Below are 24,963 nucleotides of genomic sequence, written 5' to 3'. Positions count from 1 at the left end.
AACTATGATTTACCCAACGATCGCAAAAGCTTCGCGCGTCGAACCCGAAGGCGTCCGTACGGGGGATCGGCCGATCCACTGCACATGTTTCTGCAGGATAGACGCCGCCTCCTCCGTCCGCCCCTGGCGCAGGGCCGCAAGGATGGCGCGATGGTCGTGGTCGGTGCGTTTTTCCCAGCCCGATTGCCAGGCGGAGAAGAGGAAGCGAGCGCTGGCGGCATGCAGATCGTCGATCGATGCGAGCAGCCGCGGCATGCCGCAGGGCGCGAGGATCAGGCGGTGAAAGCGGCGGTTCGCCTCTTCCCAGGCGCGGACATCGGCAGCCGCATCCCCTTCCCGCGTCGCCTCTTCGGCGGCATCGAGAATTGCCGGCGTCAGGTGCTGCGCGGCATGCTTCAGCGCCAGCCCCTCGAGGGCAGCCCGCATTTCCGCGACTTCGCGAACTTCCTTGAGATCGAAGGAGGCGACGCGAACACCACGGCGGGGCACGTTGATCGCCAGGCCTTGAGCCTCCAGCCGCCGGAATGCCTCGCGCACCGGCACATGGCTGGCACCGAACTCCTCGGCAATATGATCCTGCCGCAACCGCGCATCGGGTGCGATCTCGCCGCGGATGATGCGGTCGGCAAGCACCCGGCTGATACGGCTGGCAATCGTGTCGTCGCGCTCTTTGGCCATGGCCGATCCTTAAAGATGACGATCGGCCTTGTCGAGCCATCCTGATCAAGCGCGGTGACAACTTGACTTGGTGCATATGCACAAGCATAGTAAGTTCATGCAAACCGAAGACGATCTTGGTCCCCTTGCGTGCCATTGCCTGGCGACTCGGCAACTGGCGAGGCACGTCTCGAAACTCTACGAGCGCCATATGGCGCCAACCGGCATAACCAGCACTCAGTTTTCACTCCTGAATTTCCTCCGCCAGAATGAGCGGATGACCATGAACGAACTGGCGGCAGCAATGCTAATGGACCGCACGACCCTGCTGCGGGCCGTAAAGCCGCTGCAACAACAGGGGCTGATCATCAGCGCGCCCGAAACAGAAGGGAGCCGTCGGCTGCTGTTGGAGCTATCGCCGGCCGGGGAAAGCAAGATTGCAGAGGCGGAGCCCTGCTGGCGGGCGGCTCAAGAGGAATATGAGTCGCAGGTTGGCCAACTGCACGCAAAAAGCCTGCGCAGCGACTTTTTCAACATGACCCACCACGGTTGACCCTTCAAATCACGCCCGAGCCCCGGCCATCCTTTCCGCCAATGCATTACTGCCATGTCTGCTCATTGGTTGAGCTTTGCCGGAGCATCGTGTAAAGCCGCACGATCCATTTCAGAGCAGGCCCCAAAAAGTGCGAAGCGGTTTTGCACAAGGCCATGCCAATCAAGAGCCCCTTCAAAGGCAGTGTATTCTCATGAGCAATGGCTTCGATCTCATCATCTTCGACTGCGACGGCGTTCTGGTCGATTCGGAAATCATCGCAGCGGATGTTGAATCCAAGCTCCTGACGGAAGCGGGTTACCCGATCAGCGCCGAAGAAATGGGCGAGCGTTTTTCCGGCATGACCTGGCAGAACATTTTGTTTGAAGTCGAGCGCGAGGCGAGCATTCCGCTGTCGGCATCGCTGCTCGACAAGTCCGAGAAGCTACTCGACTTGCGGCTCGCCAATGACGTCAAGGCTATCCCGGGCGTTCCTCTGGCCCTGTCGCGCTTGCCGATGCCGCGTTGCATCTGCTCGAATTCCAGCTCCGCACGGATCGACATGATGCTTTCCAAGGTCGGCTACAAGGAGCTGTTTGCGCCACATATCTATTCCGCCAAGGATCTCGGCGCAGATCGCGTCAAGCCGAAGCCGGATATTTTCCTGCACGGTGCCAAGCAGATGAACGTTCCGCCGGCCAACGTCATCGTCGTCGAAGACTCGGTCCATGGCGTCCAAGCAGCGCGTGCCGCCGGCATGCGCGTCATCGGCTTCACCGGCGCTTCGCACACCTACCCTTCGCATGCCGACCGGCTGACGGATGCGGGTGCAGAAACAGTCATCGCCCGGATGATGGATCTGCCCGGCGTGGTCATGGCGCTGGCGGAGTGGGAAGGGGTTTTGTGAGGCAATAGGCAATAGGCAATAGGCAATAGGCAATAGGCAATAGGCAATAGATGTTGCAGCTATATTGCCGGCAGCAGCAAGGACAAGGTGACCTTTTACTACTGCCTACTGCCTACTGCCTACTGCCTACTGCCTGATCCCAACCCTACTGATGCTTCTTGCGAACGGGCTTCTGGCCCTTTTCGGCCTTCTGCGGCCCCTGATCGAAGCTGATCTGAACAACCGTGAAGCCACCGGAGCCGCCGGCGACGTTGATGTCGTTGTCGGTGAAGAGGAACTGCGTCGTGGTTTCGCCCGGCGGGATTTCGGCGGTGAAATTGACGGTCTTGCTATAGAGCGCGGTGTTGTTGTCCATGACGGCGACATGGATCGGCATGGTCACCTTGCCGGGGCCGCCCACCGGGCCGGCGACAAGACGGCCCTGCGCAACGATATTGATGCTGAGGCTGGTGCCGTCGGTCGTGCACTGGCGCGTCGCCTGGGCGAGCGATGCCTGATAGGTCAACTGGTTCGGATCGTCCTTGGCGCCCTTGGCGTAGGTGCGGTAGCTGGACGCCTCATCGCGGATGACGACTTGTGGGCATTTGCCGGCGACATAGGATTGGCCGCCGGTCACCTGCGGCGCGGGGCTGGCGGCGGATGGATTGCCCGCCGCTGCCTGCGGCGCCACCGTCACATCCGTTCCGGACTGCTTGTCGCTACCGCCGAAACCAAGAGAACTACAACCAGCCAACAATGCCAGAAGCGAAGCGGAAAAAAGACGACGCGAAACCCTGCCAAACACTATATATTCCACCCTCTGCAATAATTTACATTATCGGCCTGCAGCCTGTTCGACGGGCCTTTTATGACACTTGGCGATGGTCTATACCAGCGGCGCAGCGAAAAATCGATTGGGTAGGCACCGTTTTGGCTCACTTTTCGACCTCGACAGATTGGCGCAAGCCGCCGCCCACCGGACGGGGCCGGGCGGGCATTGCGCAAACGCGAAAACCACGCGGCTGATCCGACGCAAAAAGACGGGCTGCCATCGCTTCGTTCTTTTACTCTCTCACCTCACCACTCCGGCAATTTTGCGACCAAAGGAATTCTAGACCGTGGACTATATCTCAACGCGGGGAGAAGCCCCTGCCCTTGGCTTCTGCGACGCCCTTCTGGCCGGCCTTGCTCGTGATGGCGGGCTCTATGTACCCCGTGAATGGCCGACGCTTAAGAAAAAAGAGATTCGCGCTTTCCGTGGCAAGAGCTATCAGGACGTCGCCTTCGCCGTGCTGTCGCCTTTCACCAACGGCGAAATTCCGGATGACGTCTTCCGCGGCATGATCGATGAAGCCTATGCCACCTTCCGCCATCCCGCCGTGACGCCGCTGGTGCAGACAGGTCCGAACAGCTTCGTGATGGAGCTTTTCCACGGCACGACGCTTGCCTTCAAGGATGTCGCCATGCAGTTGCTCGCACGGCTGATGGATTATGCCCTGGAAAAGCGCGGGCAAAGGGCAACCATCGTCGGCGCCACCTCGGGCGACACCGGCGGAGCGGCGATCGATGCCTTTGCCGGACGCGAACGCACCGACATCTTCATCCTCTTCCCGCATGGCAAGGTCTCGCCGGTGCAGCAACGGCAGATGACCACCTCGACGGCGGCCAATGTGCATGCGCTGGCGATCAACGGCAATTTCGATGATTGCCAGAATCTGGTCAAAGCCATGTTCAACGACACCGCCTTCCGCGACCGCGTCAAGCTTTCGGGCGTCAACTCGATCAACTGGGCGCGCATCATGGCGCAGGTGGTCTACTACTTCACTACTGCCGTCGCGCTCGGCGGCCCCGACCGGAAGATTTCCTTCACCGTTCCGACCGGCAATTTCGGCGATATTTTCGCCGGCTACGTCGCAAAGCGCATGGGCCTGCCGATCGACCGGCTGGTGATCGCCACCAATGAGAACGACATCCTAGCTCGCACGCTGAAAACCGGGCGCTACGAGATGCGCGAGGTCAAGGCCACCACCGCGCCGTCGATGGACATCCAGATCTCCTCCAACTTCGAACGGCTGCTGTTCGAAGCCCATGACCGCGACGCGTCGAAGGTGCGCGCCGCGATGGAAAGCCTGAAACAATCGAAGGGCTTTTCGATCAGCGAAAGCGCTCTGAAGACCATCAAGAAGGACTTCCGCGCCGGCCGCGCCAGCGAAAAACAGGTCGCCGCGACGATCCGCAAAACACTCGACAACACCGGCTATCTGATCGACCCGCACACCGCCATCGGCGTCTTTGTGGCGGAGAAAAACGAGAAGCCGGCGAGCCCGATGGTGACGCTCGCGACCGCACATCCGGCAAAATTCCCCGCCGCAGTAAAATCGGCGTGTGGTATTGACCCGGCGCTTCCGACGTGGCTTGCTGGACTGATGAACAGGGAGGAGCGTTTCGACGTCCTCGATCCCGAGCTGAAAGCCGTTGAAACTTTCATCGGCAAACATGCCCGGGCGGGGGAATGATAAACGCAGAAAGACAGACGATGACAGTGGAGTGCACCCGGCTTGCGTCCGGGCTGACAGTAGCGACCCAGACGATGCCACACCTCGAAAGCGTGGCACTCGGCGTCTGGATCAAATCGGGTTCGCGCAATGAAACCGAAGCGGAACACGGCATCGCGCATCTGCTGGAACACATGGCGTTCAAGGGCACGGCCCGTCGCACGGCGCGTGAGATCGCCGAGGAAATCGAGAATGTCGGCGGCGAGGTCAATGCCGCCACGTCGACCGAGACAACCTCCTATTATGCCCGCGTGCTGAAGGATCATGTGCCGCTCGCCGTCGATATCCTCGCCGATATCCTGACCGAATCCGCTTTCGACGAGGATGAATTGCAGCGCGAAAAGCAGGTCATCCTGCAGGAAATCAACGCTGCAAACGACACGCCCGACGATGTGGTCTTCGACAAATTTTCCGAAGTCGCCTATCGCGGCCAGACGCTCGGCCGGGCGATTCTCGGCACGCCGGAAACCGTCGTCTCCTTCACGCCGGGACAAATCCGCGGTTATCTCAGCCGCAACTACACGACCGACCGCATGTTCGTGGTGGCCGCGGGCGCTGTCGATCACGAAAGCTTCGTGCGCCAGGTCGAAGAGCGCTTCTCCACCCTGCCGACACAGCCGTCGGCGCCGCCCGTCATCGAGCCTGCGCGTTATATCGGCGGCAATATCCGCGAGACGCGCGACCTGATGGATGCGCAGATCCTGCTCGGCTTCGAGGGACGCGCCTATCACACGCGCGATTTCTATTGTTCGCAGATCCTTGCCAACATCCTCGGCGGCGGCATGTCCTCGCGGCTGTTCCAGGAAGTGCGCGAATTCCGCGGGCTCTGTTACTCCGTCTATGCCTTCCATTGGGGCTTTTCCGACACCGGCATTTTCGGCATCCATGCCGCGACCGGCGGCGAAAACCTGCCGGAGCTGCTGCCGGTCATCGTCGACGAGCTGCACAAATCCTCCCACAAGATCGAACAGCAGGAAATCGAGCGTGCCCGCGCCCAGATCCGCGCGCAGTTGCTGATGGGTCAGGAAAGCCCGGCGGCGCGCGCCGGCCAGATCGCGCGACAGATGATGCTCTACGGCCGACCGATCCCGAACCAGGAAATGCTGGAACGGTTGCAGGGCATTACCATCGATCGGCTGACGGATCTTGCCGGCCGCCTGTTCTTCGACACGGTGCCGACGCTGTCGGCGATCGGGCCTTTGGAGCAGTTGGCGCCGATGGAAGATATCGTGACATCCTTATCATCGTCGACCCCAGCCTCCATAAGCGCGAGCGGCTAAAACCGCATCGCGCGCCGATGGGTTCAATCTTCCGGGGAGTACTGGGCGGAATGCAAAAATCGGTCTTTCGGTTTCTGTCACGTCATCCGGACGCGGTTGAACTCGAAAACGCGACCTATCTGCTGCGTCTGCCACGCTATTCCGATTTCAATCAATGGCACCGGTTGCGAGCCGAAAGCCGGCGCTTCCTGGAACCCTGGGAGCCGACCTGGCGACATGACGAACTGACCGAGGGCGCCTACCGCGCCCGTGTTATCAGGGGAAAACAGGAATACAGTTCCGGTCAGGCGATTCCACTTTTTATTTTCCTTAAAGAGAATATGACCTTGCTCGGCGGCATTACGATTGGTTACATCCGTCGTGGCGCTGCACAAAGCTGCATGATTGGCTATTGGATGGGTGAGCGGCATTCAGGCCAGGGCCATATGTTCGCCGCACTTCAGTTGGTTATACCCTATATCTTTTCCGGACTTGAGTTGCACCGTATTGAAGCAGCCTGTATTCCGGATAATGAGCGTAGCATGCGGCTTTTGGAAAAGGCCGGTTTCCAGCGAGAAGGTCATTTGCGCGGTTATCTAAAAATTAACGGTCAGTGGCGTGATCACGTGATGTTTTCCCGGTTGGCGTCCGACGCCGACCCGATTAGAAAATCCGACAAGCGATGACGGCCGATCTCCCGCCTGCCCCGCCGTTGACGAAATGGTTGTCCGCGATCGTCGCGACGCTCGCGGCTGCCATGCTGTTCCTTCTTGCAGGCATGGCGCATGCAGCCGAACCCGTGAAGATTTCACGCGACGATACCGCGCTTGACCTGACGGCGACGACCGAGATCTACACCAATCAGGGCGAGGCCTTCCAAGTCTCCACCGCTGCCGGCGCCGACGGTATTCGCCGCCGTATTGAGGTACGATCCTCGTCGCCGAACCATCAGGGCGACTGGGCCGTCTTTGCGCTCGCCAATGTCTCGGAAGAACAGCTCGAACGCGTCATCGTCGCGCCCCACTTCCGTCTGGTGAATTCGAAATTGTTCTGGCCGGATCTCGGCTCGCAACGCATCATCGCGATTACGCCGAGCGAAGGCTTTGCTCTCGACCGGCAGCCGAGCGACGAGGCGGATGTCTTCCGCATCACACTGAACCCCGGCGCAGTCGTCACCTTTGTCGCCGAACTCTCCTCGCCGAACCTGCCGCAGCTCTATCTGTGGGAGCCGAACGCCTACAAGGACACGGTCAACGCCTTCACGCTCTATCGCGGCATCGTGCTTGGCATTGCCGGTCTGCTGGCGGTGTTCCTGACCATTCTCTTTGTTGTCAAAGGCACTTCAATGCTGCCAGCGACAGCGGCGCTTGCCTGGGCGGTGCTCGGCTATATCTGCGTCGATTTTGGTTTTCTCGGCAAACTCATCAGCATCACCTCCAGCGATCAGCGAATATGGCGCGCCTGTGCGGAGGTGGCGCTCGCATCGAGCCTGGTGATTTTCCTGTTCACCTATCTGAACCTCAATCGCTGGCATGCGCATCTGGGCTATGTGACCCTTGCCTGGGTGCTCGGCCTTGCCCTTCTCTTCGGCGTTGCGATCTATGATCCGTCGATCGCAGCCGGCGTCGCGCGGCTATCGCTGGCACTGACAGCAACTGCGGGCCTGCTGCTGATCATCTATCTCGGCTTCAGCCGCTATGACCGCGCCATTCTGCTGGTGCCCGCCTGGGCGCTGATCCTGGTCTGGCTGTTCGGCGCCTGGATGACAATTACGGGCAAGCTCGACAACGACATCATCCAGCCGGCGCTTGGCGGCGGCCTCGTTCTGATCGTGCTCCTGATCGGTTTCACGGTGATGCAGCATGCCTTTGCCGGCGGCGCCTTTCAGCAAGGCCTGTTTTCCGATCTCGAGCGGCAATCCCTGGCGCTCACCGGCTCCGGCGATACCGTTTGGGATTGGGACGTGGCGCGCGACCGTGTGGTGACGACGCCGGATATCTCGATGAAACTCGGCCTGTCGCCCGGCACCATGCATGGCGCGGCGCGTAACTGGCTGCCGCGCTTGCACCCCGACGACCGTGATCGTTTTCGCGCGACGCTCGACGTGCTCCTCGAACACCGCCGCGGCCGGCTGAATCATGAATTCCGCATCCGCGCCGAGGATGGGCATTTCCACTGGTTGTCGATCCGCGCCCGGCCGGTGCTTGGCTCGAACGGCGAAATCATCCGCTGCGTCGGTACCGTCGTCGATGTCACAGAGCAGAAGAATTCGATCGAGCGCCTGTTGCACGATGCGCTGCACGACAATCTGACCGGCCTGCCGAACCGCCAGGTTTTCATCGACCGTCTGCAGGCCGTTCTCACTTTGGCGCCGGAAGGCAATCAGGTGCGTCCGACGGTGATGGTGATCGACATCGACCGCTACAAGCTGGTCAACGATACGCTCGGCGTCGCTGCCGGCGACAATATCCTGATCGCGCTGACGCGGCGCCTGCGCCGCCTGATGAAGCCGCAGGACACGCTGGCGCGGCTCTCCGGCGATCAGTTCGGCCTAATCCTCGTTTCCGAGCGCGACCCGGCCAAGGTCGCCGATTTCGCCGATGCGATCAGCAAGGCGATCATGGTGCCGATCAATTTCGCCAACCGCGAAATCATCCTGACGGCGTCGATCGGACTGACGTCCTGGGTCGACCAGCAGGAAAGCGCTATGGGTCTCTTGAGCGATGCCGAACTCGCTATGTACCGCGCCAAGCGCGCCGGCGGCAATCGTGTCGAGCCTTTCCAGCCTGCATTCCGCAGCTTCGGCACCGATCGTCTTCAGCTCGAGACGGATCTTCGCCGCGCCGTCGAGCGCAAGGAACTGTCACTGGTCTATCAGCCGATCGTTCGGCTGGAAGACGCCGAAGTCGCCGGTTTCGAGGCGCTGATGCGCTGGGAGCATCCGAAACGCGGCAATATTCCGCCATCGGAATTCATCCCGATCGCCGAGGCTTCCGACATCATCGGCCCGCTCGGCATGTTCGCGATGGAGCAGGCAACCAACGACCTGATGGCCTGGCAGCGCCAGACCGGCGACCTGCCGCTCTTCGTTTCCATCAACCTGTCCAGCGTGCAGCTCCTCAATAACGAGCTCTACGATGATGTTCGCGCCCTGCTCGCCAAAACCCATTGCGAGCCGAACCGCATCAAGCTCGAATTGACGGAATCGCAGGTGATGGAGAATCCGGAACAGGCCCGCCTCGTGCTCGGCAAACTGCGCGAAGCCGGCATCGGCCTGGCGCTCGACGATTTCGGCACCGGCTATTCCTCGCTCTCCTATCTCACCCGCTTCCCGTTCGATACGATCAAGCTCGACAAGGCGATGGTGCGTGATGAAAGCGACAAGAAGGCCGTACTTTTGCGTTCGGTGATTTCCATGGCGCGCGAGCTCAACATGCGCGTGGTCGCCGAAGGCATCGAGTCGGAAGAGGATGCGCTGGAGCTCGCCAAGATGGGCTGCGCCTATGGCCAGAGCTTCATCTTCGGCCCACCCATGGGCTCGGACTCGGTGCTGCGGCTGCTGAAGGAACGCTTTCCGCTGACAAAGCGCGCATAGCCGATAACCTCCCCCTGGGAAAGGTTGTGCGGCGCTCGCGCATCAGACGCCCTCCTCCTTTGGAGAGAAGGCAGAATCATGCCTCGCCAATCACTCGCCGTATATATTCCAGCTTGGTCACGACCGGCGGCGACAGGATGAAGGGATAGGAATCCGGCTGCCCCATGCTGCGCTGGATGGAATTGATCGCGACGCTCAGCGGTATCCAGGCGCTGACGAGCTGTTCGGCGCTTTCGGCTTTATAAGGATTGAAATCCACCTCCGCCGCCATTTCGTGATAGCCACGGGGATCGACCGCCAAGCCGAAGGAACGGGCGGTCTCCAGCGTATCGACGATGTGAAGATAGTGCGCGAAACATTCGGCAAAATCTTCCCAGGGGTGGGCGCTGGCATAAGCGCTGATAAAACTTTCCTGCCAATTCGGCGGCGGGCCTTGATCGTAGTGTTGCTGCAGGGCCGCGCCGTAATCTACGCGCTCATCGCCGAAGACGGCGCGGAAGGCGTCGAACCGATTGCGGTCGCGGATCAATTTGTTCCAGATGAAATGGCCGGTCTCGTGGCGAAAATGGCCGAGCAGCGTGCGGTAAGGCTCGTTCATCGACGTGCGTGCCTGTTCGCGCGTCACATCATCGGCCTCAGCGGCGCGGATGGTGATGAGCCCCTCCTCGTGGCCGGTCGTCGCCGGCACAACGGTGCCGCCCTGCACCTCGTCCTCGAGGAAATCGAAAACCAGCCCACCCTCGGAATCCTGTTGGCGATTGGGATGCGGCAGGTTCCAGCGCAACAGTGAATAGAACAGATGCCGCTCGGCCTGGCCGATGCGGCGCCAGCGGTCTATGCCCTGCTGGGTATCTGTATTCGGCACCAGCCGGTTATGACGACAGGCAATGCAAAAGGGTTCGGGATCTCCGGCTTCGACCATCCAATTGCAGATATCGAGCGCGGCATTGGCGCAGAAGCGGACGATAAACGTCGGCTCGGCAACAAGACGCCAATTCGGCGCCTCATCAACCTCCAGCGCATGCATCGCAAGACGCTCGGGAACAAAGCCGAGCTGATAGCCGCAGCGCACGCATTGCCGGTTATCGAAATGCACTGGCTGGCCACAATGGTCGCAGGCGAAAAGCCTCATGGAAAGCTCTCCAAAACTTGGCCACGACGGGTATAAAAGACGAGCATAAAAAGAGCCTGTCGCGAATTCGTGACAGGCTCTTTTACTGCGCCGCGCGTTTGACGGCACGCGAAAGGGCGCAGCACTTGACTTGTCGCATACCGAACCGCTGGATTACATGCGGTCTACTGCGCCCTTGGCTTTATCCTTGGCCTTGCCAACAGCTACCTGGGCCTTACCTTTGGCCTTCTGGGCCGTGCCTTCGGCGCGCATGCTCTTGCTCTTCGTAGCCTTGCCGGCAACCTGTTTGGCCTTACCAGCCGCCTCGTTGGCTTTGCCGGATACCTTGTCACTCATGCTGCCCATAGCGAACGCCTCCTCATTCGGCACCGGCGGAGTTGTCGGTGCGGTGACAAGGAAACGTCATTAACAATATTTCGTTCCACAAGGGCGTGGACGGCTCAGGCATGCCCCGCATGCGGCGACAACATGGCGGCATTGATGCCCATCAAGGCCAGGGCACGTTCATACTTATCGTCAAGGCTGCGATCGAAGATCAGCTCCTCATTGGCCGGGCAGTTGAGCCAGCCATTATTGCTGATTTCCGCTTCCAACTGACCCGCGCCCCAACCGGCATAGCCGAGCAGCATGGTAGCGCGCCGCGGCCCGCCACCCTTGGAGATGGCGCGCACGATGTCCAAGGTCGCCGTCAGGCTGATATCGTCGCTCACCGGAATGCTGCTGTCGCTGATATAGTCATCGGAATGCAGGACGAAGCCGCGGCCGCTTTCGACCGGGCCCCCGGTCTGGATCGGGAAATCACGAGCGACCGGCGGCAGAAGAATAGCGTCGTCATCCTTGATCATTTCGAGATGCAGCAGCACGTCGGTAAAGGTCAGGTTCTGCGCACGATTGATGACGAAGCCCATGGCGCCGGCGGCGGAATGAGCACAGATATAGATCACTGTGCGATTGAAATTCCGGTCTTCCATACCAGGCATGGCAATCAGGAACTGGCCGTCGAGAAAACCTCTTTCGCTTCTATTCTTCAGCGTCGATAGGGACATCGTACCTCCTGACTGCAGTCTGTAACTGCGCCCCTCGAAAAGAAGATGGGGCAATGTCATAAATCAATCAACTGAAAATGATCATTTCTTTTTCGCGCCGTTCTGGCACAGGTCTGCGCCATCCGGTAAATCCTTGTTCCATGATCGGAAAACTCTCTTTTATCCCATTGTTGACAATGCTGGCCGCCGCAACGCTGACCGACGGCACCGCCCATGCCGCCATGAGCGACTGGGCCGACAACGAGGGCGGCCGCATGCGATTGGTGGCGCTGGCGCCGGATGCTCTGGGCCATATCCGCGCCGCGCTGCAGATCGAGCCCGCACCCGGCTGGATCACCTATTGGCGCGAACCAGGCGAAAGCGGAATTGCGCCGCAGGTAAGCCCAGCGCCCGATAGCGGCATTACGCTGGAAAAGACCAGCTACCCCACGCCCAAGCCGATCACCGTCGGTAAGGTCCAGGAAATCGGCTATGATGCGCCGGTGACATTGCCGCTCGATTTCCGTGTCAACGGCAAACAGCCGGCGACACTCTACCTCACCGCCTTCATCGGACTCTGCAAGGACATCTGTATTCCCTTCCAGACCCAATTCTCTCTGCCGTTATCGGCTGCCGGCCAATCGACGCCGCACGAACAAGCCCTGTTGGATGCCGCCGATGCGTCGCTGCCGCAGGCTCCTTCCTCGGATTTTGCCGTCGAAAATCACCAACTTTCGCCCGATGCAAAAACTCTTTCACTGCGCCTGACGCTGCCGGAGGCAACAGGAAGCACTCCATTGATCTATGTCACCGGCCCGTCCGGGTATGTCTTTTTCAAACAGGCCAACGGCACACGCGACGGCAGGACTTTTGCGACCGACATCGCGATCGGCAAGCTTCCGAAGAATTACGATATTAAAGGCAAAAGCTGGGGCATCCTCGTCATCGACGGTGAACGCGCCATGGAAACCACGCTTGCGTTCGAATAGCGCGGATCTATAGTTTCGCCCAACCATTTTCACTCAAAGGGCGGCGGTTCAGCCGCTCCAAATTGCGACCCAAGGAGAGTGCCATGACCATCGCTATCGGCGATAAACTGCCTGCAGCCACCTTCAAGGAAAAGACCGCCGACGGCCCGGTGGAACTGACCACCGAACAGCTTTTTGCCGGCAAGCGTGTCGTGCTTTTCGCCGTCCCCGGTGCCTTTACGCCGACCTGCTCGCTGAACCATCTGCCGGGCTATCTGGAAAACCGTGATGCCATCCTCGCCAAGGGCGTCGACGACATCGCTGTCGTTGCCGTCAACGATTGGCATGTCATGGGCGCGTGGGCGCAATCCTCCGGCGGCATGGGCAAAATCCACTTCCTCGCCGACTGGGACGCCTCTTTCGCCAAGGCGCTCGGCCTCGATATCGACCTTTCCGCCGGCGGCCTCGGCATCCGCTCGAAGCGCTATTCTATGCTGGTGGAAGACGGCGTGGTGAAGACGCTCAACATCGAGGAAAGCCCCGGCCAGGCAACCGTGTCGGGCGCGGCAGCAATGATCGAGCAGCTTTAAACGAAAAAACAAAGGGCGCCATGCGGGCGCCCTTTGTTCGCACTAGCGATCCCCGTCGAAATGACTTTCAAGGTCTCGATGACCTTCGATGATGTTCACAACTTCAAAAACATCATCCACGTAGCGGAAGAAGATCACATAGCCGCGAAATGCAAAACTGCGAACATCGGTAAGCAATTCCGGTCTTGCACGACCCATTTGACCAGGTAGCTCTGCCAAATTACGACATTTGCCACGAAGTCTGCCGATAAAATTTCGAGCGCTTTCTGCGCTCCCGCCTTCTTGTCTGATATATCGATAGATACTATCGAAATCGGCTCTGGCGCTCGCTAGATACCGAATGCGCAGCACATCAATAGCCTTCTTGTTTTAGCTGGGCTTCCACCGCATCCAGCGATGCATCCAGCTCCTCATCAGATATGTCGCCCCCGCTCGCAATTGATGCCTCCAGGGTGAGCCGTAACGATGCGATTTTCGCCTCACGCTCCTCTACGAGACGGAGACCTTCGCGGACGACCTCGCTGGCAGAGCTGTAGCGCCCTTCTTCGACTGTTTTTTCGATGAACTTTTCCCAACGATCACCAATCGAGACGTTCATAGGGATCATCCTTCTTGCAGTTTCGGTCCTTAGCCAAATAACACATAATGCGCAGTATATAGCATTCGGCTGCATCGGTGCAAATCGCAACACATTTGCCAGCGATGAATGACATATGCTCACCACCCGCCTCTTTTTCGCCGCATTCTGCCCTTTACAAGCGTAATGTTATTACATTATGGAAACCACCCATGCCCTTTAACAACAATCCCTTCGCCGCATCCCTGATCGGGCGGTCGGCCTTGATGCGCCTCGCCTTCGTTGCAATCGGCATCGCAATTCTCTGGGCCACGATCGGCTGGGCGGTGGCGTTGGCATGAGTGCTCAGATCCGTCTCGACAACCTCACCGTCACCTATGAACGCCATCCAGCCGTGCATCACGTTTCTGGTGCCTTCCAGGCCGGCAGCCTGACGGCGATTGCCGGACCGAACGGGGCGGGCAAGTCGACGCTCCTGAAGGCGATCATCGGCGAATTGAGACCGGCGGAAGGCTCGATCGATCGAGGCGCGCTGACGCGCAATGATTTCGGCTATCTGCCGCAGGCGGCCGATATCGTCAGACGTTTTCCGATCTCGGTGGCCGATACCATCATGCTCGGCGCCTGGAAAAATTCCGGCGCCTTCAGGCGTTTCTCACACGCGGATGCCGAGCGTGCCCGTGATGCGCTGGCGGTCGTGGGCCTGGCGGGCTTCGAGCGTCGGCACATCGGCTCACTCTCGGCCGGGCAATTCCAGCGCGTACTTTTTGCGCGGCTGCTGCTGCAAGATGCCCGCGTCATCCTTCTCGACGAGCCCTTTACCGCCATAGACCAGCGCACGACACGCGACCTGCTCGATATTGTCTTACGTTGGCACAGTGACGGGCGCACGGTGATTGCGGTGCTGCATGATTTCGATCAGGTGCGCGCGCATTTTCCGGAGACGCTGCTGATCGCCCGTGAACTCGTCGGTTGGGGCCGGACAGAGGATGTGATGAGCTCCGATAATCTCATCAAGGCGCGGGCCATGGCGGAGCGTTGGGACGAGGACGCCGAAGACTGCTTGCCGGAGCGGGCGCCTACCCATCGGGGGTTAGCGAAGCGGGAGCCGGCCGAATGACGGCCTATGACATCTTCCTCGCGCCCTTTGCCGATTACGGTTTCATGCGGCGCGCGCTCATCGCCTGCCTTTGTCTCGGGCTCGGCTCCGGACCGATCGGCGTCTTCCTGATGCTTCGGCGGATGAGCCTGATGGGCGACGCCATGAGCCATGCCGTGCTGCCGGGCGCGGCCATCGGCTATCTGATTGCCGGCTCGTTGTCGCTGACGGCCATGGGTCTTGGGGGGCTTGTCGCCGGCCTGTCGGTGGCGCTGCTCTCGGGACTCGTCAGCCGCATGACAGTGCTGCAGGAGGATGCGAGTTTCGCCAGCTTCTATCTGACGTCACTCGCGCTCGGTGTGCTCATCGTATCACTGCGCGGCTCCAATATCGATCTTCTGCATGTGCTCTTCGGCACCATCCTCGCGATCGACGCCCCTGCCCTCTACCAAATCGGCGCAATCACCACGGTGACGCTCCTGGCGCTCGCCGTCATCTATCGGCCATTGGTGGTGGAATGCTTCGATCCCGGTTTCCTCCGCGCCGTCGGTGGCCGGGGAGCGGTCTATCATTTCCTCTTTCTGCTGCTGGTGGTGCTCAATCTCGTCGCCAGCTTCCAGGCACTCGGCACGCTGATGGCGGTCGGGTTGATGATGCTGCCGGCGGCGATCGCGCAGCTTTGGTCGCGCAGCCTGCCGGCGATGATGGCGATCGCAGCGGCAACCGCGACGGCGTCGGGCTATATCGGGCTGATCGCCTCCTATCACCTCGAATTCGCTTCCGGTCCGACCATCATCATCACGGCGAGCCTGATCTACGGCTTTTCCATTCTCTTCGCACCCTCGGGCCTCGCCCGCCGGTTTATTCCCCGTCCCCATCTCAGGGGCTAATTTTGATCAAGGAGATTATCGTGACCAGACACAGACTGCTTCTCTCCGCTGCGCTGCCGGCCTTCATCGCCTTCGGCATCGCGGCGCCCGCTTCGGCGGAAACCTTGGACGTCGTCGCCTCCTTCACCGTGCTTGCCGATGTCGTCAAGCAGGTTGGCGGCGAGCATGTGAAGGTGTCGAGCCTTGTCGGCCCGAACGGCGACCCCCATGAATTCGAGCCTTCGCCGACCGATGCCAAGAGGCTCAATGCCGCCAAGGTCACCTTCGTTAGCGGCGAAGGTCTGGAAGGCTGGATGGATCGGTTGATCAAGGCTTCCGGCTACAAGGGCACGCCGATCGTCGTCTCTGACGGCATCAATACCCGCACCATGGTCGACGACGGCAAGACCATCACCGATCCGCATGTCTGGAACAGCCCGGTCAATGTGAAGATCTGGGTCGCCAATATCGAAAAGGCGCTATCCGCCGCCGATCCGGCCGACGCCGCCGATTTCAAGGCCAATGCTGAGCGCTATACCAAGACGCTGACGGATCTCGACGCCTATGCGCACAGCAAGTTCGACAAGATTGCAGAGGATCGCCGTAAGATCCTGACCAGCCACGACGCGTTCGGCTATTTCGGGCGTGAATACAACGTCACCTTCCTGTCGCCGCTCGGCGTCTCGACAGAGACCGAAGCCTCGGCCGCCGGCGTCGCCAAGCTGATCGAGCAGATCAAGACCGAGCATGTGAAGATCTACTTCTTCGAGAACTCGAACGATCCGCGCCTGGTCAAGCAGGTCGCCAAGGCCACCGGCGCGCAGCCCGGCGGCGAACTCTATGTCGAGGCCCTTTCCAAGGCCAATGGGCCGGCTGCGACATATGAAAAAATGTTCCGTTATAACGTTGATCAACTTGCCGCGGCGATGGCGAAATCGAGCTGAGGAAACCGGATAAATATAGCCGCGGGCGTGTGCCTGCGGCCTCTTTTCATTCCAAGATCGAGAGCGAAGACCAGCAGGACGGGGACGCGCCGCTTGACCACGATTTCATAACAATTTATATAACTAGTTATGCAAATTGAAACAGGAAAGCGGCGTGGCTGAAGATATCGTGAAATCGCTGGGTTTCCTCTGCCTCGGCAGCCGCTTTCGCCGCATCGGCGAGCGCCTTCAGGCCGATACCCAGCAGATTATGGGAGAGCTCGGCGTCTCCCTCCAATCCGCCCAATATCCCTTCCTCGCGGCGATCGACCGCGCTGGCCCGCTTACCATCGGTGAGCTTGCCCAGGCTGTCGGCATCACCCAGCCAGGGGCCACGCGGACCGTCTCGCAGCTTCTGGAACTGGGTTACGTCGACATGCAGGCCTCACCCGAGGATCAGCGCCGAAGACTGGTTTCCCTAACACCGGAAGGACAGGAACTCGTCGATTACTCGAAACGATCAGTCTGGCCGCGCATCGAACAGGCTGTCATCGAGCTCTGCGGCGAGAGTTCCGGGCCGATCCTGGAACAGCTTACTGCAATCGAGAACGGGCTTGCCGAAGCGCCGCTTGCCCGTCGAGGCAAACTCGACAAGGAGCAGAAACCATGAGCCATATTCTCGACCGCCCGGCTTGGAACGCCCTTCGAACTGCCCATGCGACACTGGCGGAAGGCAACGAGCGCGCCCGCCGCTATCCGCCCTCCATCGTGCCCTTCGCAGCCCCCGCCGATGATACGGCGGAAAGCCTCGAGGCTCTGGAAAATCTGCCGGCCGCCGACGAGGCCATGGCGCTCGTCGAAGCCAATCCCATTGCGATCCCACCGGGACTGATGGTCGTCTCCGAAGGCAAGCTGGTGCAGATGATCGCCGAACGGCCTTATCAGCAGATCTCGGACAGCAGGATCGAGCCGCTGACTGAAGCCGATGCAGCGGAGATGCTCGCCTTGGCCACGCTGACCAAGCCCGGTCCCTTTACCCTGCGCGCCCAAAGCCTTGGCACCTTTTGGGGCGTGAAGACTGACGGCCGCCTCGTCGCCATGGCTGGCCAGCGCATGCGCCAGCCAGGTTTTGCCGAACTCAGCGGCCTTTGTACCCATCCCGATTTTCGGGGACGCGGCCTCGGCACCCTGCTCTTCCGCTTCGTTGCCGGCGAGATCTCCGCGAGGAACGAAACCGCTTATCTGCATGCATATGCAACGAACGCGCCGGCCATCTCGCTTTACAAGGCGATGGGTTTTCGCCTGCGTTCCGAGATGAATCTCACCATCGTCACGCCCCGGCAGTCAGCGTGATCAGGGCCTGTCCCTCTAGTTAAATATTGAGATCGAAGACCAGCAGGCCGGCAAGTCCGCCATCGGTCGAGGAGACGAGACGCTCACCGACGGCAACGTGTTCGGGATGCACGAGATAGGCGTCGCGCGCTTCAGGGCTCTCGAACGTCACCACAAAGCCATCAACGAAGCCGCCATGCAGCCCCTCCGGCGAGACATTCGGCCCGTATTTGACATCGAGAATGCCGGGAATGACCTGCTGCAAGGCGGCGACGGATTCGAAAAGCTCCTTTTTCTCATCCTGTGTCATGGCGGATTTGAGCCGCAGGAAAACGCAATGCAGGATCATATTTATCTCCCTAGCTGTTTTGGCGCAGCATAGAGGGAAAGGATCGATGGGCAAGGCATCGCGTTCGGCAATTTAGCGATTTGGGCGGCGACCACCATGACGGCTCCGACGTGAGTGCCGAAAGCGTCTGCTTAGATCGGTACGAATCTCATGAGATCCAAACCTACTTCCGCTTAAACGGCTCCATGCCCTTGCGCGCCAGTTCGTCGGCGCGCTCGTTTTCCGGATGCCCGGCATGGCCTTTGACCCAATGCAATGTCACCTGATGGCGGTTGCGGGCTTCCTCCAGCGCTTGCCAGAGTTCGGCGTTTTTCACCGGCTTCTTGTCGGCGGTTTTCCAACCGTTTTTCTTCCAGCCGAAAATCCATTTGGAGATGCCGTCTTTGACATAGACGCTGTCCGTGTAGAGATCGACCTCGCATGGCGTCTTCAGCGCGCCGAGCGCGGAGATCGCCGCCATCAGCTCCATGCGGTTGTTGGTCGTCTCCTGTTCGCCGCCGAAAAGCTCCTTTTCGACATCGCCATAACGCAGCACCGCACCCCAGCCGCCAGGACCGGGATTGCCGGAGCAAGCGCCGTCGGTGAAGATATCGACGTGTTTCATGCCTTCAGCCCATATTCGGCGCTGGAGGCGATCTGGCGGTGGAAGCGCAGCTTGCGCAGATATTCGATCGGGTCCTTCTTGGTGACCAAGGCGCCGGCCGGCGTCGTCAGCCAATCATAGAGGCGGGTCAGGAAGAAGCGCAGCGCCGAGCCACGCGACAGCGTCGGCAGGGCGGCGATTTCCGCATCGTTCAGCGGCCGCACGCTCTGATAGCCTTCCAGGAGCGCCATGCCCTTGGTGATATTGTAAGCGCCGTCCTTCTCAAAGCACCAGGCATTGAGGCAGATCGAGACGTCGTAGGCGAGCAGATCGTTGCAGGCGAAATAGAAATCGATCAGGCCGGAAAGCTCGTCGCCGAGGAAGAAGACGTTGTCGGGAAACAGATCCGCATGAATGACGCCATCCGGCAGGTCCGTCGGCCAATGCGCCGCCAAGAAATCGAGTTCGCCGCGGATTTCGTCCTGCAGGCCTGGTTCGACCTCATCGGCGCGGGCCTCGGATTTTTCCCAGAGCCCCTGCCAGCCTTCAAGCGACAGTGCATTCGGCCGCTTAATGGCGAAGCCTTCACCGGCGACATGCATCGCGGCCAGCGCCTTGCCGACTTCGCGGCAATGTTTTGCCTCGGGCTTGCGCAGCCACATCCCTTCGAGAAAGGAGATCAGCGCGGCCGGGCGGCCCGAGAGATGGCCGAGCAACGCGCCATCCTTGCGCGGCAAGGGCAACGGGCAGGACAGGCCGCGGCTTGCCAGATGCTGCATCAAACCGAGGAAAAACGGCAGGTCGCTCTTCTCCACACGCTTCTCATAGAGCGTCAGGATCAGCGGCTCGCGCGACGTATGCAGCAGGAAGTTGGAGTTTTCGACGCCCTCGGCAATGCCCTTGTAGGAGAGCAACGTGCCGACATCATATTCCGTCAGGAACCACTTCAGATCGTCTTCAGTAATATCGGTATAAACGGCCACGAATTATTCCCTTTGATACATGCCGGCCACCGTAGCCACCCGCCCTCGTGGTTCGAGACGGCCCCTTTCGACAAGCTTAGCAGGGCCTCCTCACCATGAGGGCTGATTCGGTACCTGGCGGCGAACTCTCTTCACCTCATCCCGAGGCACCTTGCCGCTGCAGCGTCAGCGCAAGCGGCAAGACCTCGAAGGACAGGCGACCATTCTTCAATCTCCATTGACGAAGGCCATGTCGGCAACCGTCAGTTCAATGTTGCGCAGCTCGCGATTGACGAGGAAATTCTCGGTTTCCTTGACCGTTTCGGCAAGCTCCACCACGGCATTGTAGCGGGCGCGGAAAGCCTCGATGATCTCGTTGACGATGACCTCTGGTGCCGATGCGCCGGCAGAGAGGCCGACGGTTTTGATATCGCCGATATCGTCCCAATCAATTTCGGAGGCGCGCTGGACAAGCACGGATTTCTTGGCCCCTGCCCGGAGCGCGACTTCGACGAGACGCTTGGAATTGGACGAATTCGGCGCGCCGACGACGATGAAGAGATCGCAGCCCGGAGCGGCTTCCTTCACCACTTCCTGGCGGTTGGTCGTGGCATAGCAGATCGAATCGGCGGCCGGCGCGGTGAGATTCGGGAAACGCTGCTGCAGCCGTGCGATGACGCCGGCCGTGTCGTCGACCGAAAGCGTCGTCTGCGTGACGAAACCGAGATTGTCGGGATCGACCGGCTGATAGGCGTCGGCATCCTCCACCGTCTCGATCAGAGACACGGAACCCTCCGGAAGCTGGCCCATGGTGCCGATCACTTCCGGATGGCCGGCATGGCCGATGAGGATGACATGGCGGCCGAGGCGGTTATGCCGCATGGCCTGCTTGTGCACCTTGGACACCAGCGGGCAAGTGGCATCGAGATAAAAGAGATTGCGCGCGTCCGCATCCGCCGGCACGGACTTCGGAACGCCATGGGCGGAAAAGACGACGGGCTGGGCGCGATGCTCGGTGGGGATTTCGTCCAGCTCCTCCACGAAGACGGCGCCCTTGGCCTCCAGCCCTTCGACGACATAGCGATTATGCACGATCTCATGACGGACATAGACCGGCGCGCCATAGGCCTTCAGCGCCAGCACGACGATCTGGATGGCACGATCGACACCGGCACAGAAGCCACGCGGACCGCAGAGCCGGATGGTCAGGTCAGGTTTGGAAACCGCTATATTCATGTCTCTTCCGAAATCCGGGACGATGGCAAGGCTATAGATAGGTTCGCCTTGCCGCTTACTCATGTAGTCCGCATGATCTTATCCAAAAACCACTGCGCACTTTTTGGGATCATGCTCTAGCCGAATATTCCATCGAAATGAAGCTATTCTATTGCGCGAAACTATTGCGTGGGGGTGCCCGGATGGCGTTTGCGCCACCAGGAGATGGCGACGATGGCGACCAGCGCCGCCGCCAGGCCATACCAGGTCACGGCATATTGCAGGTGATTGTTCGGCAAATCGACGATGGTGACGCCGCCGATCGGCAGGCCCTGAGGATTGGGGGTCTTGTCGGCATCGACGAAGAAGGGCAGTACTTTATCCCGCGGAAGCCCATCGCTATCGGCCATGGCATCCAGGTCTTTCCAATAGAATATGTTCTTCGCCAGATCATTGTCCGGCATGCCCGAGGGCTGGCCGGCAAGCTTGGCGCGGGCAAGGCCGGTGACGGTCTGTTCGTCCGTCAATTGCCCCTGCATGCGCATTTCCGGCTCCTTGGCGTCGTAGGGCACGAAGCCTCTGTTGACGAAGAGGTAGCGCCCGTCCGCAAGCTGCAGCGGCGTATAGATATCGAAGCCGGAAGCGCCGTCGAAGGTTGCGAAGAAATGCCGTTCCTTGTTGTTGAGGTAACGACCGGTCGCTGTGACGACGCGATATTCGATATCGCCGCCGGATGCGGCCATGGCCTCGATCGTCGATAGCGGCACAGGGGCCGCGGCCTGGCGCTCGGCAATGTCGGCAAGCAGGCCTTCCTTCCAGTGCAGCCGCTCGACCTGCCAGGTGCCGAGAGCCAGCAGGATACCAAGCGCCACGAGCAGGATCAGCACCTTGCCAAACTGCCAGAAAGGGTTGGCGCGGCGAGCGGGCATGGCGGCCTCAGTCACGATGAAGGCGCCCTTCGCTGGCATTGTTGCGATATTGCAGCGCGATCAGGATGCCCTTGCACCAGCGTAGCGACAGAAGCGACAGGATGATGGTCAAGGGGCCGAACAGCAGGATATGCACCCAGATCGGCGGCGCATAGTTGACCTGCAGCCATAGCACCGAGCCGATGACGATGAAGCCGACGATGAGGATGACGAAGACCGCCGGGCCATCGCCCGCATCGGCAAAGGCATAGTCGAGCCCACAAGCTGCGCAACGCGGCTTCAGCGAGAGCAGACCGTCGAAGAGCTTGCCGTGACCGCAACGCGGGCAGCATCCTTGGATGCCGACCCGGAACGGATCGACGGGTGGAAAGAGGGCACTGTCACCATTTGCCCCTTGATTTGGGTCTGTCCCATGACCTGGGGCTGTGTCTTGCTCTGGGCTCAAGGTTTGATCTCGATCGATTGCCATTCACGACGAGCATCCGGGTCTCGTCCTGTCATCATCAGTAACCGCGACGCGGCCATCCGTCCAATTCAAAAGCATGGTGACGTCAGCATAGCAGCCGAACAAGGCCCCAATCCCGCATCATGATGTCGCGGCCGTCTCCTCCAGGCCGCTTGAAAAACGCCATCGCGGCCATAGAAAGAGGGTATGAACAATAAGCAAGACACGAAGGCCGGCCAGATCATCATTCTGAACGGCGCGCCCCGATCCGGAAAATCGAGCATCGTCGAGGCCATCCAGGCAGGTTTCGACGGCCCATGGATGAATCTGGGCGTCGACGCCTATGTGCGGCATATCACGCCACCGCGTTACCGGCCGGGGATCGGTGTGCGGCCTGGTGGCGAGCGGCCTGATCTGGAACCGCTGGTTCCGACATTCTATGCGGCGCTCTATGCCTCGATTGCAGCGCATAGCCGCCTTGGGCTCAATGTCATTGCCGAATTCGGCCATCATGACGCCTATTCAAAGCCGCTCGGAATCCTTTCGGATTGCGCCCGCCAACTTATCGGCCTGCCCGTCCTTTTCGTCGGGGTGCACTGCCCGATCGATACCATCATGCAGCGACGTTTGGCGGAAGGCGCTGAAAGGCGCAATGATTACGTCAGCGTCTCTGCCGATGCACCGATCCCCGCTCCCGTCATTGCCTGGCAAGAACAGGTGCATCAGCCCGGCGTCTACGATCTGGAAGTGGATACATCCGTGCAAAGTCCACAGGCCTGCGCCGAACAGATGCGGCAATTGTTGGATCGAGGGGTTCCGCGCCCAACAGCCTTCGAGCGGCTTGCCGCCGGCGCCTGAGAGGCCCCGCAATGAAAGAGGCGGGCGCCGAAGCACCCGCCTTCTATCTCAATTCTGCCTTGGCTCAACCGGCCGCGACCGGCGCACCCCAGCTTCCCCAGATATAGATGCAGAAGAACAGGAACAGCCAGACGACGTCGACGAAGTGCCAATACCAGGCGGCCGCTTCGAAGCCGAAATGCTGCTTTGGCGTGAAATCGCCGCCGATCGAGCGGATGAGGCAGACCAGCAGGAAGATCGTGCCGATCAGCACGTGGAAACCATGGAAACCGGTCGCCATGAAGAAGGTAGCGCCATAGATCGAGTTTTTGAACTCGAAGGGCGCATGCGCATATTCATAGGCCTGCACGCAGGAGAACAGCGCACCGAGCAGCACGGTCAAAACCAATCCCTGGATCAGGCCCTTGCGGTCATTGTGCAGCAGCGCGTGGTGCGCCCAGGTGACCGTCGTGCCCGAGAGCAGCAGGATAATGGTGTTGTAGATCGGCAAATGCCAGGGATTAAGGACTTCGATGCCCTTGGGCGGGAACTGGCCGCCGAGGAAGGCCGTCCGCGAAGCCTGTATGGCTTCGTTCGGGAAGAGGCTGACGTCAAAATAGGCCCAGAACCAGGCGACGAAGAACATCACCTCGGAGGCGATGAACATGATCATGCCATAGCGCAGATGCAGTGAGACGACGCGGGTATGCGCGCCCTCATGCGCTTCCTTCACCGTATCCGACCACCAGCCGTACATGACGTAGAGGATCACGGCCAGGCCGATGAAGAACAGCCAGGGCTGTGCGAAGTTGATCCCGAACAGATGCACCGCGCCGCCGTTCAGGTAGCGCATGAAGCAGACGCCGCCAAAGGTAATGACAAAGGCCCCGAAGGCCGCGATGATCGGCCACGGGCTGGGATCGATAATGTGGTAATCGTGTTTCTTGGTATGCGCCTCTGCCATGTCAGCAATCCCCGAATGACTTTTCCCATATCGCCTCCGGCTGAGCCGAAAGCACTCTCCATCAAAGTTTCTTTTCCACCGCCTTCGCTGCGCCCTCGTTGGAAGCCACAGGTTTCGCGCCGTCGCGCGGATAGAAGGTGTAGGATAGTGTCAGCGCCGTGATCGTCTTGGTCTCTTCCGCCTTGGTGATCTCAGGATCGACGTAGAAAACCACCGGCATCTCGCGCTTTTCCCCCGGTGCCAGATCGGTCTCGTTAAAGCAGAAGCATTGCACCTTGTTGAAATAGGCGCCCGCTTCCACCGGCGAGACGTTGAAAATAGCCTGTCCACGCGTCGGCTGGTCGGACTTGTTCTCGACCAGGAACTTGATCTCGACCGTTTCGCCGATCTTGGGGGAGACTTCCTTCTGCATCGGCTTGAAGTCCCAGGGGATCCCCGGGGCAACATTGGCGTCGAAGGAGACCTTGATCGGCCTGTCAAGAATGATGCTGGAGGCCTGATCGACGCGCTGCGTCGTGCCGTTGAAGCCGGTTACCTCGCAGAAGATGCGATAGAGCGGCACGGCGGCGGCGCACATGGCGCTCATGCCGACCACGAAGCTCAGGCACATGGCAACCACCAGGCCGTTGTTGCGGCCGGCGTTTCTTGCCTTGTTTGTTGTCCCCTCCTCCATCACGCCT

At 60.0% G+C, this 24,963-nt stretch carries 30 protein-coding genes; 15 read left to right on the top strand and 15 right to left on the bottom strand.

Annotated elements, in window-relative coordinates:
- Positions 1 to 9 precede the first annotated feature (9 nt).
- The gene (locus tag QA648_RS02715) at positions 10 to 678 is read right to left on the bottom strand and encodes a GntR family transcriptional regulator (protein ID WP_104822260.1); all 669 of its coding nucleotides are present in this window, start codon (positions 676 to 678) and stop codon (positions 10 to 12) included.
- A gap of 97 nt (positions 679 to 775) precedes the next feature.
- On the opposite strand from QA648_RS02715, the gene QA648_RS02710 reads away from it, so the two are divergent.
- Together QA648_RS02710 and QA648_RS02705 are read left to right on the top strand one after the other, a co-directional pair.
- Positions 776 to 1,210 (top strand): MarR family winged helix-turn-helix transcriptional regulator, encoded by a 435-nt coding sequence (locus QA648_RS02710; RefSeq protein ID WP_158704418.1) that lies wholly within the window; start codon positions 776 to 778, stop codon positions 1,208 to 1,210.
- A gap of 193 nt (positions 1,211 to 1,403) precedes the next feature.
- Positions 1,404 to 2,096 (top strand): HAD-IA family hydrolase, encoded by a 693-nt coding sequence (locus QA648_RS02705; RefSeq protein WP_283049491.1) that lies wholly within the window; start codon positions 1,404 to 1,406, stop codon positions 2,094 to 2,096.
- 145 nt (positions 2,097 to 2,241) lie between these two features.
- Here QA648_RS02705 and QA648_RS02700 read toward each other — a convergent pair whose 3' ends face one another.
- Positions 2,242 to 2,880 carry a hypothetical protein gene (locus QA648_RS02700; protein WP_283049489.1) on the bottom strand — a complete coding sequence of 213 codons (639 nt, stop codon included), beginning with the start codon at positions 2,878 to 2,880 and terminating at the stop codon, positions 2,242 to 2,244.
- Between the two features lie 313 nt (positions 2,881 to 3,193).
- Here QA648_RS02700 and thrC point away from each other — a divergent pair, with 313 nt between their 5' ends.
- The 4 genes from thrC to QA648_RS02680 are packed head-to-tail and all read left to right on the top strand — an operon-like array spanning position 3,194 to position 9,484.
- Entirely contained in the window at positions 3,194 to 4,591 is a 1,398-nt protein-coding gene (thrC, locus tag QA648_RS02695) for a threonine synthase (RefSeq protein ID WP_283049488.1), read from the top strand.
- 20 nt (positions 4,592 to 4,611) lie between these two features.
- Positions 4,612 to 5,910 carry a pitrilysin family protein gene (locus QA648_RS02690; protein ID WP_104825008.1) on the top strand — a complete coding sequence of 433 codons (1,299 nt, stop codon included), beginning with the start codon at positions 4,612 to 4,614 and terminating at the stop codon, positions 5,908 to 5,910.
- A gap of 50 nt (positions 5,911 to 5,960) precedes the next feature.
- Positions 5,961 to 6,575, top strand: coding sequence for a GNAT family protein (locus tag QA648_RS02685; protein WP_104822255.1), 615 nt, complete (start codon positions 5,961 to 5,963; stop codon positions 6,573 to 6,575).
- Complete coding sequence (locus QA648_RS02680) at positions 6,572 to 9,484, top strand: sensor domain-containing phosphodiesterase (RefSeq protein WP_104822254.1); 2,913 nt, start codon at positions 6,572 to 6,574, stop codon at positions 9,482 to 9,484. Before QA648_RS02685 ends, QA648_RS02680 begins: the two co-directional genes overlap by 4 nt.
- A 76-nt stretch (positions 9,485 to 9,560) precedes the next feature.
- Here the strand turns inward: QA648_RS02680 and QA648_RS02675 are convergent, their stop codons facing one another.
- From QA648_RS02675 to QA648_RS02665, 3 genes are all read right to left on the bottom strand, one after another.
- Positions 9,561 to 10,616, bottom strand: a complete 1,056-nt coding sequence (locus QA648_RS02675; RefSeq protein ID WP_283049486.1) for a putative zinc-binding metallopeptidase — start codon at positions 10,614 to 10,616, stop codon at positions 9,561 to 9,563.
- A gap of 153 nt (positions 10,617 to 10,769) precedes the next feature.
- Positions 10,770 to 10,961: a CsbD family protein gene (locus QA648_RS02670; RefSeq protein ID WP_104822252.1), complete on the bottom strand. Its 192-nt coding sequence runs from the start codon at positions 10,959 to 10,961 to the stop codon at positions 10,770 to 10,772.
- Positions 10,962 to 11,056: 95 nt separating this feature from the next.
- On the bottom strand, positions 11,057 to 11,662 hold the full coding sequence (locus QA648_RS02665; RefSeq protein WP_104822251.1) for a YqgE/AlgH family protein: 606 nt from the start codon (positions 11,660 to 11,662) through the stop codon (positions 11,057 to 11,059).
- Positions 11,663 to 11,838: 176 nt separating this feature from the next.
- Here QA648_RS02665 and QA648_RS02660 point away from each other — a divergent pair, with 176 nt between their 5' ends.
- Both QA648_RS02660 and QA648_RS02655 read left to right on the top strand, forming a co-directional pair.
- Complete coding sequence (locus QA648_RS02660; protein WP_283051191.1) at positions 11,839 to 12,630, top strand: protein-disulfide reductase DsbD domain-containing protein; 792 nt, start codon at positions 11,839 to 11,841, stop codon at positions 12,628 to 12,630.
- An 83-nt stretch (positions 12,631 to 12,713) separates the two neighbouring features.
- The gene (locus QA648_RS02655; protein WP_283049484.1) at positions 12,714 to 13,199 is read left to right on the top strand and encodes a peroxiredoxin; all 486 of its coding nucleotides are present in this window, start codon (positions 12,714 to 12,716) and stop codon (positions 13,197 to 13,199) included.
- A gap of 42 nt (positions 13,200 to 13,241) precedes the next feature.
- Here the strand turns inward: QA648_RS02655 and QA648_RS02650 are convergent, their stop codons facing one another.
- Both QA648_RS02650 and QA648_RS02645 read right to left on the bottom strand, forming a co-directional pair.
- Complete coding sequence (locus QA648_RS02650; RefSeq protein ID WP_283049482.1) at positions 13,242 to 13,550, bottom strand: type II toxin-antitoxin system RelE/ParE family toxin; 309 nt, start codon at positions 13,548 to 13,550, stop codon at positions 13,242 to 13,244.
- A 1-nt stretch (position 13,551) separates the two neighbouring features.
- Positions 13,552 to 13,797 carry a type II toxin-antitoxin system ParD family antitoxin gene (locus QA648_RS02645; protein ID WP_104822247.1) on the bottom strand — a complete coding sequence of 82 codons (246 nt, stop codon included), beginning with the start codon at positions 13,795 to 13,797 and terminating at the stop codon, positions 13,552 to 13,554.
- 191 nt (positions 13,798 to 13,988) lie between these two features.
- On the opposite strand from QA648_RS02645, the gene QA648_RS02640 reads away from it, so the two are divergent.
- The 6 genes from QA648_RS02640 (at position 13,989) to QA648_RS02615 (ending at position 18,020) form a co-directional block, all read left to right on the top strand.
- Positions 13,989 to 14,117, top strand: a complete 129-nt coding sequence (locus QA648_RS02640; RefSeq protein ID WP_260303398.1) for a hypothetical protein — start codon at positions 13,989 to 13,991, stop codon at positions 14,115 to 14,117.
- Positions 14,114 to 14,896, top strand: a complete 783-nt coding sequence (locus QA648_RS02635) for an ABC transporter ATP-binding protein (protein ID WP_283049481.1) — start codon at positions 14,114 to 14,116, stop codon at positions 14,894 to 14,896. Before QA648_RS02640 ends, QA648_RS02635 begins: the two co-directional genes overlap by 4 nt.
- Complete coding sequence (locus QA648_RS02630) at positions 14,893 to 15,765, top strand: metal ABC transporter permease (protein ID WP_283049479.1); 873 nt, start codon at positions 14,893 to 14,895, stop codon at positions 15,763 to 15,765. The genes QA648_RS02635 and QA648_RS02630 overlap by 4 nt, the downstream gene beginning before the upstream one ends.
- A gap of 20 nt (positions 15,766 to 15,785) precedes the next feature.
- Complete coding sequence (locus tag QA648_RS02625) at positions 15,786 to 16,688, top strand: zinc ABC transporter substrate-binding protein (protein ID WP_283049477.1); 903 nt, start codon at positions 15,786 to 15,788, stop codon at positions 16,686 to 16,688.
- A 154-nt stretch (positions 16,689 to 16,842) separates the two neighbouring features.
- A complete protein-coding gene (locus QA648_RS02620; RefSeq protein WP_104822243.1) occupies positions 16,843 to 17,337 on the top strand; it encodes a MarR family transcriptional regulator in 495 nt (164 codons plus the stop codon).
- Positions 17,334 to 18,020, top strand: a complete 687-nt coding sequence (locus tag QA648_RS02615; RefSeq protein ID WP_283049475.1) for a GNAT family N-acetyltransferase — start codon at positions 17,334 to 17,336, stop codon at positions 18,018 to 18,020. Before QA648_RS02620 ends, QA648_RS02615 begins: the two co-directional genes overlap by 4 nt.
- 19 nt (positions 18,021 to 18,039) lie before the next feature.
- On the opposite strand, the gene QA648_RS02610 is transcribed toward QA648_RS02615, so the two are convergent.
- The 6 genes from QA648_RS02610 to QA648_RS02585 form a co-directional block, all read right to left on the bottom strand.
- Positions 18,040 to 18,348: a Dabb family protein gene (locus QA648_RS02610; RefSeq protein ID WP_104822241.1), complete on the bottom strand. Its 309-nt coding sequence runs from the start codon at positions 18,346 to 18,348 to the stop codon at positions 18,040 to 18,042.
- Positions 18,349 to 18,511: 163 nt separating this feature from the next.
- Positions 18,512 to 18,952 (bottom strand): ribonuclease HI, encoded by a 441-nt coding sequence (gene rnhA / locus QA648_RS02605; RefSeq protein ID WP_283049473.1) that lies wholly within the window; start codon positions 18,950 to 18,952, stop codon positions 18,512 to 18,514.
- Positions 18,949 to 19,914, bottom strand: coding sequence for a homoserine kinase (locus QA648_RS02600; protein WP_283049472.1), 966 nt, complete (start codon positions 19,912 to 19,914; stop codon positions 18,949 to 18,951). Before QA648_RS02600 ends, rnhA begins: the two co-directional genes overlap by 4 nt.
- A gap of 207 nt (positions 19,915 to 20,121) precedes the next feature.
- On the bottom strand, positions 20,122 to 21,129 hold the full coding sequence (gene ispH / locus QA648_RS02595; protein WP_283049471.1) for a 4-hydroxy-3-methylbut-2-enyl diphosphate reductase: 1,008 nt from the start codon (positions 21,127 to 21,129) through the stop codon (positions 20,122 to 20,124).
- A gap of 161 nt (positions 21,130 to 21,290) precedes the next feature.
- Entirely contained in the window at positions 21,291 to 22,037 is a 747-nt protein-coding gene (locus QA648_RS02590; RefSeq protein ID WP_283051189.1) for an SURF1 family protein, read from the bottom strand.
- Positions 22,038 to 22,044: 7 nt separating this feature from the next.
- The gene (locus QA648_RS02585) at positions 22,045 to 22,377 is read right to left on the bottom strand and encodes a DUF983 domain-containing protein (RefSeq protein ID WP_283051186.1); all 333 of its coding nucleotides are present in this window, start codon (positions 22,375 to 22,377) and stop codon (positions 22,045 to 22,047) included.
- 312 nt (positions 22,378 to 22,689) lie between these two features.
- Here QA648_RS02585 and QA648_RS02580 point away from each other — a divergent pair, with 312 nt between their 5' ends.
- Complete coding sequence (locus QA648_RS02580; protein WP_283049469.1) at positions 22,690 to 23,340, top strand: chloramphenicol phosphotransferase; 651 nt, start codon at positions 22,690 to 22,692, stop codon at positions 23,338 to 23,340.
- 64 nt (positions 23,341 to 23,404) lie between these two features.
- Here QA648_RS02580 and QA648_RS02575 read toward each other — a convergent pair whose 3' ends face one another.
- Positions 23,405 to 24,283 (bottom strand): cytochrome c oxidase subunit 3, encoded by an 879-nt coding sequence (locus QA648_RS02575; RefSeq protein WP_104822234.1) that lies wholly within the window; start codon positions 24,281 to 24,283, stop codon positions 23,405 to 23,407.
- Positions 24,284 to 24,344: 61 nt separating this feature from the next.
- Entirely contained in the window at positions 24,345 to 24,956 is a 612-nt protein-coding gene (locus QA648_RS02570; protein WP_283049467.1) for a cytochrome c oxidase assembly protein, read from the bottom strand.
- Between the last annotated feature and the right edge of the window lie 7 nt (positions 24,957 to 24,963).

Origin of the sequence: Rhizobium sp. CB3171, assembly GCF_029714265.1 — a bacterium.
GTDB lineage: Bacteria > Pseudomonadota > Alphaproteobacteria > Rhizobiales > Rhizobiaceae > Rhizobium.
The sequence above is the reverse complement of the archived record's forward strand: the minus strand, read 5'-3'. Positions and strand labels throughout refer to the sequence as shown.

Coding starts and splice junctions, on each gene's coding strand:
- QA648_RS02715 (WP_104822260.1), bottom strand. CDS start 678: ATGGCCAAAGAGCGCGACGACACGATTGCCAGCCGTATCAGCCGGGTG.
- QA648_RS02710 (WP_158704418.1), top strand. CDS start 776: ATGCAAACCGAAGACGATCTTGGTCCCCTTGCGTGCCATTGCCTGGCG.
- QA648_RS02705 (WP_283049491.1), top strand. CDS start 1,404: ATGAGCAATGGCTTCGATCTCATCATCTTCGACTGCGACGGCGTTCTG.
- QA648_RS02690 (WP_104825008.1), top strand. CDS start 4,612: ATGACAGTGGAGTGCACCCGGCTTGCGTCCGGGCTGACAGTAGCGACC.
- QA648_RS02685 (WP_104822255.1), top strand. CDS start 5,961: ATGCAAAAATCGGTCTTTCGGTTTCTGTCACGTCATCCGGACGCGGTT.
- QA648_RS02680 (WP_104822254.1), top strand. CDS start 6,572: ATGACGGCCGATCTCCCGCCTGCCCCGCCGTTGACGAAATGGTTGTCC.
- QA648_RS02675 (WP_283049486.1), bottom strand. CDS start 10,616: ATGAGGCTTTTCGCCTGCGACCATTGTGGCCAGCCAGTGCATTTCGAT.
- QA648_RS02670 (WP_104822252.1), bottom strand. CDS start 10,961: ATGGGCAGCATGAGTGACAAGGTATCCGGCAAAGCCAACGAGGCGGCT.
- QA648_RS02665 (WP_104822251.1), bottom strand. CDS start 11,662: ATGTCCCTATCGACGCTGAAGAATAGAAGCGAAAGAGGTTTTCTCGAC.
- QA648_RS02660 (WP_283051191.1), top strand. CDS start 11,839: ATGCTGGCCGCCGCAACGCTGACCGACGGCACCGCCCATGCCGCCATG.
- QA648_RS02655 (WP_283049484.1), top strand. CDS start 12,714: ATGACCATCGCTATCGGCGATAAACTGCCTGCAGCCACCTTCAAGGAA.
- QA648_RS02645 (WP_104822247.1), bottom strand. CDS start 13,797: ATGAACGTCTCGATTGGTGATCGTTGGGAAAAGTTCATCGAAAAAACA.
- QA648_RS02640 (WP_260303398.1), top strand. CDS start 13,989: ATGCCCTTTAACAACAATCCCTTCGCCGCATCCCTGATCGGGCGGTCG.
- QA648_RS02635 (WP_283049481.1), top strand. CDS start 14,114: ATGAGTGCTCAGATCCGTCTCGACAACCTCACCGTCACCTATGAACGC.
- QA648_RS02630 (WP_283049479.1), top strand. CDS start 14,893: ATGACGGCCTATGACATCTTCCTCGCGCCCTTTGCCGATTACGGTTTC.
- QA648_RS02615 (WP_283049475.1), top strand. CDS start 17,334: ATGAGCCATATTCTCGACCGCCCGGCTTGGAACGCCCTTCGAACTGCC.
- QA648_RS02610 (WP_104822241.1), bottom strand. CDS start 18,348: ATGATCCTGCATTGCGTTTTCCTGCGGCTCAAATCCGCCATGACACAG.
- rnhA (WP_283049473.1), bottom strand. CDS start 18,952: ATGAAACACGTCGATATCTTCACCGACGGCGCTTGCTCCGGCAATCCC.
- ispH (WP_283049471.1), bottom strand. CDS start 21,129: ATGAATATAGCGGTTTCCAAACCTGACCTGACCATCCGGCTCTGCGGT.
- QA648_RS02590 (WP_283051189.1), bottom strand. CDS start 22,037: ATGCCCGCTCGCCGCGCCAACCCTTTCTGGCAGTTTGGCAAGGTGCTG.
- QA648_RS02580 (WP_283049469.1), top strand. CDS start 22,690: ATGAACAATAAGCAAGACACGAAGGCCGGCCAGATCATCATTCTGAAC.
- QA648_RS02575 (WP_104822234.1), bottom strand. CDS start 24,283: ATGGCAGAGGCGCATACCAAGAAACACGATTACCACATTATCGATCCC.
- QA648_RS02570 (WP_283049467.1), bottom strand. CDS start 24,956: ATGGAGGAGGGGACAACAAACAAGGCAAGAAACGCCGGCCGCAACAAC.